Origin of the sequence: Alcaligenes phenolicus (assembly GCF_032063905.1) — a bacterium.
Lineage (GTDB): Bacteria > Pseudomonadota > Gammaproteobacteria > Burkholderiales > Burkholderiaceae_B > Alcaligenes > Alcaligenes phenolicus.
This window is the reverse complement of record NZ_DAMBOE010000002.1, coordinates 654,346-664,029: the sequence shown is the minus strand read 5'-3', so window position 1 is coordinate 664,029 and position 9,684 is coordinate 654,346. Positions and strand designations below refer to the sequence as shown.

Below are 9,684 nucleotides of genomic sequence, written 5' to 3'. Positions count from 1 at the left end.
CCTGACCTGACCTGACCTGACCTGACCTGACCTGACCTGACCTGACCTGACCTGACCTGATTCGATCCGATTTGACCTGACTGAGTCTGTCTTCATTGAGCCGCATTTACGATGTTTCGGTTCGCTCGTATTCTTCCTTGACTTGGCAATAGGTGGTCAGTCCTTATCGGCACTGTCACTAGTAGGGATGTTCGTATGCTTTTGTCCGGACTCCGTTCCGATGGGCAATAAAAAAGGGCGGAATTTCCGCCCTTTTTTTGCGTCTGGCTGTTTAGCCTTGGTCCAGTGTGGCACCGCCGTCTACTCGCAGGTCAGACAGGGTGATGTGGCTGGCGCGGTCCGAGAGCAGGAACAGGACGGCTTCGGCGATTTCTTCGGGGGTGGCGATTTTTTGCAGGGGGATGCCCAGACGGTAGTTTTCGCCGGAGCCCGCAATGACGGTTTCGCGCGAGCTGCCTTGTGCCCACATGGCTTGTTGCATGGGGGTGTCGGTGGAGCCGGGGGAGATGATGTTCACCCGGATGCCGTGGGGGGCCAGTTCCAGGCCCAGGCAGCGGCTCAGTTGGGTGACGGCGGCTTTGGAGGCGGCGTAGGCGCCCATGGCGATGCGTGGGGTGGCGGCGGAGTTGGAGCTGACGTTGACGATGGCGCCTTGTTTGCGCTCGATCATGCCTTTGGCCACGTTGCGGCAGACGTTGAAGACGCCGGTGGTGTTGATGGCAAAGGTGCGATCCCATTGGTCGTTGCTCAGCTCGGTGATGCGGCCCATTTGCAGGACGCCCGCGACACAGGCTAAACGATGAATGGGACCCAGTTTTTCCTGCCCTTGGGCCAGCGCTGCATCGACGGCATCGGCTTGGCTGATGTCGACCAGGTGGCAGGAAACCCGATCACTATATTCGGATTGACTCAGTTGGGTCAGTCCTTCTACGTCCAGGTCCAGGGCGATGACGCTGGCGCCTCGTTCCAGCAGTAGTTGGGTGACGGCAGCACCAATGCCACGGGCCGCGCCCGTGACGGCTATGCATTCACCTGCAAATTCTTGTGTGCTCATATGTGCTTCCTGTTTAGCTTTGCAGGCTGTCCTGGATTTCGGCGCAGGTCAGGCTGACGCCGCAGCGTTGCGAGACGTGGCGGATGGCCATGTAGTGTTCTTCCAGCGAGAAGTCGGCAACGCCGTCGATGACCAGGAAGGGCTGCACGTCTTGCATGAAGGCTTCCAGGGCGGTGGTCATGCAGCCGATGTGGGCGTATACGCCGGTGATGATCAGTTGATCGCGGCCCAGATTGCGTAGTTGCTCACGCAGGTCGGAACGCTGGAAGGCGCTGTAGCGCCACTTGGTCAGCATGATGTCGTTTGCGGCCGGTGTCAGCTCGGGAACTACGGCTTGCTGACTGTGAAATTCGCTGGCGGTCAGGCCGGGGCCCCAGAAGTCGTTCAGCAAGGCGCGGTCTTTTTCGGGCTGCTCGGTAGGCTGGGCGGTGTAGAACACGGGAATTCCCAGCTTGTGACAAACCGCGCGCAAGGCGGCAATGCGTTCAATCAGCATGGGGATAGGAGCCTGGCTCATATCGTATTTTTGCAGAAAGTAGGTCTGCATATCGTGAATGAGCAGGGCGGCACGATTGGCCTGTGGGTGCCAATTGACGCGGTTGGCTACAGGGGTTTGAGGCAGTTCGTAGCTGGGCAAGGCGTGAATGGTCATGAATCGCGTCTCCTTTAGATAGTTATGTTCTGGGCCAGACCCAATGAGTTAATCAGGGTCATGAGTTTATTGCCGGTTTCCTGGCGCTCCAGGGCAGGGATGGAGCCGTCCACAATGCCGGCGCCAGCCGATAAGGTCAGCCCTTGCTGGGTGTAATGGCCGCAACGAATGGCGACTGCCCATTCGCCGTTGCCTTCGTGGTCGTTCCAGCCTATGGCGCCTGCAAAGTAACCTCGATCAAAGACTTCAGTGGCTTCGATGGCCTGCATGGCGGGCTGGGTAGGCAGGCCGCAAACGGCCGGCGTGGGGTGCATGGCCAGTGCCAGCTCCAAAGAGGTGACGGACGGGTCACGCAAACGGCCGCTGATACGGGTGGACAGGTGCCACAGGTTGGCGGTGCTGGTCAGGCTGGGGCCATCAGGCACGTCCAGGGAGTCGCAGAACTGGGACAGGATGCGCACCACGTCCTGGATCACGTAGGCGTGCTCGCGCAGGTCTTTGCTGGAAGCCATCAAGCTGTCGGCGCTGGCCTGGTCGCGCTGTGGGTCAGCAAAGCGAGGGGCGGTGCCTGCCAGCGGGTTGACGGTAACCAGATCGCCCTGGCGACGCACCAGCAACTCGGGGCTGGCCCCAAAAAACAGATCCGGGTCTTGAGCCTTGCCGCCCGGCAAGGGCAGGGCGTAGGTGTAGCCGGCAGGATTGCTGTGGAGCATATTGCTCAACACAGTCTGACGGTCCAGGGCTTCGTTCAGAGTGATGGTGACAGTGCGGGCCATCACGGTTTTGGAAATGTTCTGTTCGCGCATCGTGGCCAGGATGCGGCTGACGCTGTCTTCGTAGCCTTCGCCATCAGGCAGCAGGCTTTGGCTGGCAATGCTGTTGCTGGATTTGGCCAACGGCGGGCGTTGTACCGGGCGCAGCAGGACGGGATCGCGCTGATATTCTTTGGGAACGCGCAGGTAAGCCTGGCGAGTCGGGTTAAAGGGGATCACTCCCATCAACAGGGGGGCGTCCAGACCTTGCTGAGCGGCTTGTGCCAGCAAGGTTTGGGCATCAGAGAGCAGTTGCCCTTGGGCATTGTTGGTATGCCGCTCCAGTGCCGTGCCGTGTGCCATCAAACTGACGGTGGGAGAGGCAAATACGCTGCTGTCGGCCTGGTAATGACCTAACCATTCTTCAATGGTGGCATGGCGGACTTGGTCGGCTATACGGCTATTCATAGGAGTCCTTTTTGGGGCAAGGGTTTTGCCTTGGCGCCCCTTTTCATGGAAGGGGCGCATCGGGCGGTTTACTTCAGGTGCAGGCGTGTGATGCGGTCAGCCGTCTGGTCATCCTTACCTTTGGATTTGTTGACCAGATAGGCATTGCCTTCGCCATCCAGGGAAACGTGGTTGGGGAAGCTGCCACCGTCCAGGTTGGCAACGATTTCACCCTTGCCGTTCACGGCCGTCACGGTGCCCGCACCGCGGGAGGCCACGTAAGCCAGGGATGTCTTGGGATCGAAGACCACGTTCAGGGCACCGGCGCCGATCTTGATGTCGTGCTGAACGGCACCGTCTTTGGCGTTCAGGATCAGCAGGTTGTCGCTGCCCTGGGCGGTGATGTAGACCTGATCATTCTTGCTGTCTACCGACACACCAGCCAGACCACGTGCGCCGGGCACGGGGAATACGGTTTGAGCATTGCCGTTTTTCAGGTCAACAATGATCAGCTCGTTGGTGCTGGCGCTGACGGTGTACAGACGGTCCTTTTCAGCGTCCAGGATCAGACTCATGCTGCCGGGCTTGTTGCGAGTCTTCGATTGCAGCTCGATCGGGTCCAGCTGAGTCAGCTTCTTGGTGTCGAAAACAGCGATGGTGTTGGCACCGGGCGAGGACACGTAGGCACGATCTGTTTTCTCGTCTACAACCACGTCACGTGGGTGGCTAACGACGCCATCTTCAAACTGTTTGACCAGTTTCAGGTCTTTCTGGCTGTAGACAGCAATGGAGCTGCTGCGGGTGTTGGTAACCCAGACATTGCCTTGCTTGTCGTCCACATCCACACCGTAAACGGCTTGAACCTGGCCATCGTCACGGCCTTTTTGGGCGGCAGGTGTCACGCTGGCTTCAACCGCCAGGGTCTTGGGGTTCACTTTGACCAATTGCGACTGCTTGACGGGTGGGCGGCCCACGGCGGAAGTCACGAACAGCACTTTGTTCTTGGGGCTGTAGGCGCTTTGGTACAAGCCAGGCACCAAGTGCTGGGATTGCAGTTCGAATTTGTCCTGACCGCTCAGCTCAACTTTTGGGGACACCTTCAGATTGAAGATGTCGGCCGTCGAGGGCTTGCTGACTTGCATGACTACAGGGTGCACACCCACAGCGGCGTCAGCGGGGATGGCGATCTTGGTGCTCAGATTGCCTTCTTTGTCGGCAACCAGGGCTTGAGGGGTCAGAGTGTGACCGTTTTGCAGCAGGATCACTTCCTGGCCGGGGGTGAAACCACGGCCTGCCAGTTGGGCTTCGGAGCCTGCATAGACCACGCCAGCAGCATTCAGGGAACCGCGAAAGTCAGCATCAGGCTGGTCAAAAGCGGGGGCCGCAAAGGCATTGGCCAGGGACAGGGACAGGACGGCTGCGCTCAGGCCGGCCTTGCGCAGCAGTGCGGCAGGGGTACGGCGAATGCAATTGACATTGATTAGCATCTTTTAATCCTAAATAAAGGTTCGGTCGACAAGACGGTCCATGTAGGAGATCTTTCTACAGGCGTGCAGCAGGCGTGGGTAGAACAAAAGCGAGATGTCAGGCATTGGGCGGGCCATCCTGTTTGCTGGCCGAACGCAGGCCTTGGTTGAGCACGCCGAAACCGCAAGCGACAGCGGCACAGGCCAAACCACCCACGGCCACGGCGACTGCCGGGCCCAGCAGACGGGACAGATAACCCATTTGCATATTGCCCAGGGCCTGGCCCAGGGAATATTGCGTCATCCACAGGCTGGAGACACGGCCCAAGAGGTAATCGGGGGTGTGGTGCTGAACCAGCGCCATACGCATGATTTTGGAGATGGTGTCGGCAGCACCCATGATGGCTAGGCAAACCAGTGCCCACCACAGGGTGGTTTGCAGGGACAGGGCCGCCACGGCCAGGCCCCATACCAGTACGGCAATCACAATAGCGGCACCGGGACGAGACACCTGACGGCACCAGCCACTGGACAGGGCGGCCAGTGTGGCGCCCACCGCCGGAGCGGCGTAAAGATAGCCGGTAGCGGTGGCACCCATTTTCAGAATGGTGTCGCCCCACTCGGGCATCAGGGCCAAAGGCGTTGCCAGAATCAGGGCAGCTAGGTCAATCAGCAGCAGCGCGCGTAGCAAGGGGTGGCTGGCCACAAAGCTAAGGCCATCACGCAGGGATTGGAAGGCGTTTTTCTGGGGCTGCTTGCCCGCTTGCGGAGGCAATGGCGGCAGAGCGCGCAAGAGCAAAGGGGTGACGATGACACCGCACAGGACAATCACGTAGCAGAAAATCAGGCCGGGACCGGAGATCAGTACGCCAGCCAGTGCGGGGCCGATAATACCGCCCAACTGCATGGCCAGACCGGACAGGGCGGCCGCAGCGGCCAGCTTGTCTCGACCGACCAGTGCCGGGGTAGCGGACATCATGGCCGGGACGCTGATCCCGCCTGCCGCACCACCAATGGCAGCAGCGACGTAGATCAGCCAGACCTGCGGGTTGGGCAGCAGCGTATTGAGCAGGAACAGCACCACGCTGATGATGTAGACACTGCGTGACCACACCATCAGGCTGCGCCTGTCCATGCGGTCCGACAAGACACCGCCGGCAATCAGTGCCAGCACCATGGGGGTGGCCATGGACACGTTCAGAAAGGCAACGGCCACACTGGATTTGGTCAGATCATAGAGCTGTACGCTGGCGGCTACCATCAACATGCCGGTGACCAGCACCGTGGCGGCCCGAGCGAAGTAGGCAAAGCGGAATGCTCGACTTTCGATTAGTGGCGAGATATCCAGAAAGAAACGTCTTACAGACATGGCTTATACATCGAGTTCAGGTTGGGCTTGTGCCTGTTCGGCAAAAGCCATGGCCGATTCCATCAGCGGGGCCATGATGGCCACGGCTTCAGTACCGGTCAAATGAGCGTGCAAGGAGGCAATGTCATGCACGTCCAGTTGCCCTGCATAGGGCTTCCACAAATCGGGATGCAATTGTGTGCCGGCGTGATCCAGCGCTGCGCGGAAATAAAGCATGGGGCCGTCATAGACGTGATGCTCGTACAGGCGCACCAGGCGGTTATTGTTTTCCACCACCTGAAATACGCTGTCCAGACGCGTGTCGGGCAACTCGGCCAGCGGGTGACCGCTGCGCTTGAGGAAGTCCACCACACCCTGACGGGTCAGGGAAACGTCGGGCAAGCTGTCTGGGTCGTGGCCCGCAATATGCAGCAGCGCCTTGTAGATGGCATTGGGCGCGGGGGCCGGTTCGTTACGCCACGCGTCGCTGGGATAGGCGTCCAGCAAGGACAACATGCCTACCAGTTGACCGCGACGACGCAGCTCCACGGCCATGGCCTGAGCAATAATGCCGCCCACGGACCAGCCTGCCAGATGGTAGGGGCCTTGTACTTGAACTTGCTCGATACGATCCACATACACCTTGGCCATGGCATCCAGGCTGCCATCCAGACCTAGTGAAGCGTCAGACAGCACACTGGCTTGCAAGCCATAAACAGCGCGGCCGGCAGGCAGGTGACGTGCCAGCGCCCCATAGCACCAGGACAAACCACCGGCCGGGTGAACCACAAACAGCGCGGGCTGGTCGTTCAGCCCCGGACGCAAGGTGATGATGGGACCAAAACCATCGGCTGCTGCGCTGCCAGACTGATCCAGATGTTTGGCCAGACGGGCAATAGTGGGGTATTCAAAAATAGTGCCAATTGATACGGCCTGACCGCGTGCTTCGCGCAGTATCAAGGCCAGTTTGGCAGCTAGCAGCGAGTGTCCGCCCAGGGCGAAGAAGTCGTCGTCGGCGTAAAACGCTTCGCTGCTTTCCAGCACGGTGGCGAAAGCGGCGGCAATTTGGTGCTGAGTGGCACCATCCAGCGGCAAGCCTGCCGAGCGCGCCTGCAAGGCAGGGACGGGCAGCGCCTTGCGGTCCAGCTTGCCATTGGCTGTCACCGGCAAGGCATCCAGGCTGATCCAGGCGCTGGGCACCATGTAGGACGGCAAGTGCTCGCCTACATAAGTGGCCAGCGTGTTGTCCGTGCACTGGCTGCCTGCTTGCGGTACCCAGTAAGCCACAATCGCCATTTGACCGGGTATGTCTTCACGGGCAATCACGGCTACGTGGGCCACATCGGCATGACGCGCCAGCAAGGCTTCAATTTCGCCCAGTTCGATACGTTGGCCGCGCAGCTTGATCTGGTGATCGGAACGTCCCAGGAAAATAACCGCACCATCTTCACGCCAGCGGGCTACATCGCCAGTGGCGTACATGCGGTCGCCATGCAGGGCGTAAGGGTCGGGCACAAAACGCTCTTCAGTCAGGTCCGGGCGGCCCCAGTAGCCTTGTGCCAACTGTCGGCCAGCCAGGTAAAGATGACCGGCCACGCCGGGCGGTACAGGTTGCAACTGCTCGTCCAGAATGTAGAGGGCGGTGTTCCATACGGGGAAACCGATGGGCACAGGCTGGGATTGATCATCGCGCGACGCAGGCCAGTAGGACACGTCCACGGCGGCTTCGGTTGGGCCGTACAGATTGTGCAGCTCGGCGTTCAGCAGAGAATGGAAGCGGTCGCGGGTAGCGGCCGACAGTTCTTCTCCACTGCAAAACACCAGACGCGGAGCCAGTCCACGAGCGGCAGGCTCATCCAGGAAGGCGCTGAGCATGGAGGGCACAAAGTGCAGCACTGTGATGCGTTGTTCGCGCATCAGGCGGGCAATATGAGCCGGATCGCGGTGCGCTTGTGGTGGGGCGACGACCAAGGTTGCCCCTGACAGGAAGGGCAGGAAGAACTCCCACACCGACACGTCAAACGTGGCCGGGGTTTTCTGCAAAATTCGATCACCGGCACCAATGCTGTAGTGCGTCTGCATCCATACCAGACGATTGACGATGGCGTCGTGGTTAACCAGCACGCCTTTGGGGGTACCGGTAGAGCCGGAGGTGTAGATCAGGTAGGAAGGATCGTGCGGACCGGCGGCGGCCCAGTCTGGCGCACTGCAGGTTTGTTCAGGCTGCGGGACCAGCAAGGAGGCATTGAGCGTGCAACCGGGCTGGCCGACCAGCAGTCGCGGTTGAGCGGCCTGCAAGATGGTGTTCAGGCGATCGGCAGGCTGGTCCAGATCCAGCGGCAAGTAGGCAGCACCAGCACGGTGAATAGCCAGCAAGGACAGCACCAGCTCCAGCGAACGAGGCAGGGCCACGGCAACGATGTCGCCGGTCTGCACACCGGCCAGACGCAGTTGCGCGGCCAGATTGGCGGTTTGTTCGTTGATCTGGGCGTAGCTGAGCTTCTTGCCCTCAAATTCCAGGCCACTTTGTTCCGGGTGAGCCTGCAACTGGGCGTGGATCAGTGCCCACAGCGTTGTTTCAGGAACCGGGTGAGCGGTCTGGTTGACGGTCTCAATCCAGTGGTGGTGTTCGGCATCCGTCAAGGTCGGCGCGGCAGACAGGGTATCGGCCTGCAAAGCGCGCAGCAGGAACTGCTCCAGACGGGCCAGATGGGTTTGAATCTGCTCGTCGGTGTACAGACGCGGGTTGGCTTCCACTTCCAGACGCAAGCCACTGGCATCGGGTTGGGCGCGAAAGGTGAAGTTCAAGTCTTCCACGGGGCCAGCGCACAGCACGGTCTGGCTGGCGGTCAGGCCCGCTTGTTCGTAGGGCGCATCGAAAGGCAGCACGTTGATGATGGGGCCGTGTAGGCGGCGCATGCCACCCAGCAAACCCAGATCACGGCGCAGTTGCTCACTGCGATAGCGGCCATGACGACGTGCCTGACGCAGAGCCTTGGAAACTTGGATCAGGTACTGATTCAAGGGCTGGGATTCGTCGATCTGCAAACGCAGCGGTGCCACGTTCATGACGGTGGAGACGATACGGGCACTGATATGGCCCAGACGGCCCATCCAGGGCACGCCCACCGTGCATTCGTCCTGACGGGTGTGACGGCGCACATAGGCGGCGGTCAGGCCCGTCAGAATGTCTGGCCAGCTGATGTCGCTGCTTTGTGCCAATGCTTGCAGGCTGGCTGTCAGTTCGGGCTTGACGGCGCTGCGTGCCAGCAGGAAATGATGATCGCTCAAAGCCTGGGATTCGCTCAGGCTTTGGGCGGGTTCTGCATCGCTTAATGTGTCCAGCCAGAACTGTCTGTCCTTGCTGCGGCGCTCGCTACTCCGATAGTTTTGATCGTCATCCTGCAAAAGGGTGAACGATTCCAGCTCATGCCCATGATCTTCACGGCCGCTTAGCAAGGCCTTGTAGAGCTTGACCACGCGCGTCTCGATCAGCGCCATGCCATAGCCGTCGGCGGCCAGGTGATGGATACGCTGATACCAGAGATGATGCTTGGGCCCCAGCACAAACAGGATGTGCCGTGCCAGTGGCGCAATGGTCGGGTCCAGCGGTGTGCGCAGGTCGGCCATCAACTGGGTTTGAGCCTGTTCGGCACCGTCTGCATGGGCAGACAGGTCCACAATTTCCAGCTGAATTGGCTCTTGCGGACGCAGGTACTGGGCCGGGCCATCGGGTGTGTCCACCATGCGCAAGGTCAAGGCATCGGCTTCGGCCAGCGTCAGATTGATGGCTTGCGCAAACAGGGCAGTGTCCAGCGCCGAGTGGATATGGGTGCAATGCCCGGTGTTGAAAATCGGGTTGAGCGGGTCCAAACGCTGGGCGTACCACAGACCTTCTTGTGCTTCGGTCAGGGGGCGCAATGGCAGTTCGGAAGGGGAGCTAAACATAAGCGTGTTGCAGTAAG

The 9,684-nt window shown here is 60.2% G+C and carries 6 protein-coding genes; all 6 read right to left on the bottom strand.

Translation table 11 applies throughout. The features are described from left to right. Positions 1-271: 271 nt before the first annotated feature. The gene (locus U2949_RS06440) at positions 272-1,054 is read right to left on the bottom strand and encodes a 2,3-dihydro-2,3-dihydroxybenzoate dehydrogenase (protein WP_026484012.1); all 783 of its coding nucleotides are present in this window, start codon (positions 1,052-1,054) and stop codon (positions 272-274) included. A 13-nt stretch (positions 1,055-1,067) separates the two neighbouring features. Beyond that, complete coding sequence (locus U2949_RS06435) at positions 1,068-1,706, bottom strand: isochorismatase family protein (protein ID WP_321286737.1); 639 nt, start codon at positions 1,704-1,706, stop codon at positions 1,068-1,070. Positions 1,707-1,720: 14 nt separating this feature from the next. Further along, positions 1,721-2,926: an isochorismate synthase gene (locus tag U2949_RS06430; protein WP_321286735.1), complete on the bottom strand. Its 1,206-nt coding sequence runs from the start codon at positions 2,924-2,926 to the stop codon at positions 1,721-1,723. 68 nt (positions 2,927-2,994) lie between these two features. After that, positions 2,995-4,392, bottom strand: coding sequence for a YncE family protein (locus tag U2949_RS06425; protein WP_051316324.1), 1,398 nt, complete (start codon positions 4,390-4,392; stop codon positions 2,995-2,997). 97 nt (positions 4,393-4,489) lie between these two features. Continuing rightward, positions 4,490-5,740 carry an enterobactin transporter EntS gene (entS, locus tag U2949_RS06420; RefSeq protein WP_321286732.1) on the bottom strand — a complete coding sequence of 417 codons (1,251 nt, stop codon included), beginning with the start codon at positions 5,738-5,740 and terminating at the stop codon, positions 4,490-4,492. A 3-nt stretch (positions 5,741-5,743) separates the two neighbouring features. Continuing rightward, entirely contained in the window at positions 5,744-9,667 is a 3,924-nt protein-coding gene (locus U2949_RS06415) for an amino acid adenylation domain-containing protein (protein ID WP_321286730.1), read from the bottom strand. Positions 9,668-9,684: the final 17 nt, after the last annotated feature.

Bases quoted from the DNA above. Each gene is read 5' to 3' on its own strand.
- U2949_RS06440 (WP_026484012.1), bottom strand. From the start codon at position 1,054: ATGAGCACACAAGAATTTGCAGGTGAATGCATAGCCGTCACGGGCGCG.
- U2949_RS06435 (WP_321286737.1), bottom strand. From the start codon at position 1,706: ATGACCATTCACGCCTTGCCCAGCTACGAACTGCCTCAAACCCCTGTA.
- U2949_RS06430 (WP_321286735.1), bottom strand. From the start codon at position 2,926: ATGAATAGCCGTATAGCCGACCAAGTCCGCCATGCCACCATTGAAGAA.
- U2949_RS06425 (WP_051316324.1), bottom strand. From the start codon at position 4,392: ATGCTAATCAATGTCAATTGCATTCGCCGTACCCCTGCCGCACTGCTG.
- entS (WP_321286732.1), bottom strand. From the start codon at position 5,740: ATGTCTGTAAGACGTTTCTTTCTGGATATCTCGCCACTAATCGAAAGT.
- U2949_RS06415 (WP_321286730.1), bottom strand. From the start codon at position 9,667: ATGTTTAGCTCCCCTTCCGAACTGCCATTGCGCCCCCTGACCGAAGCA.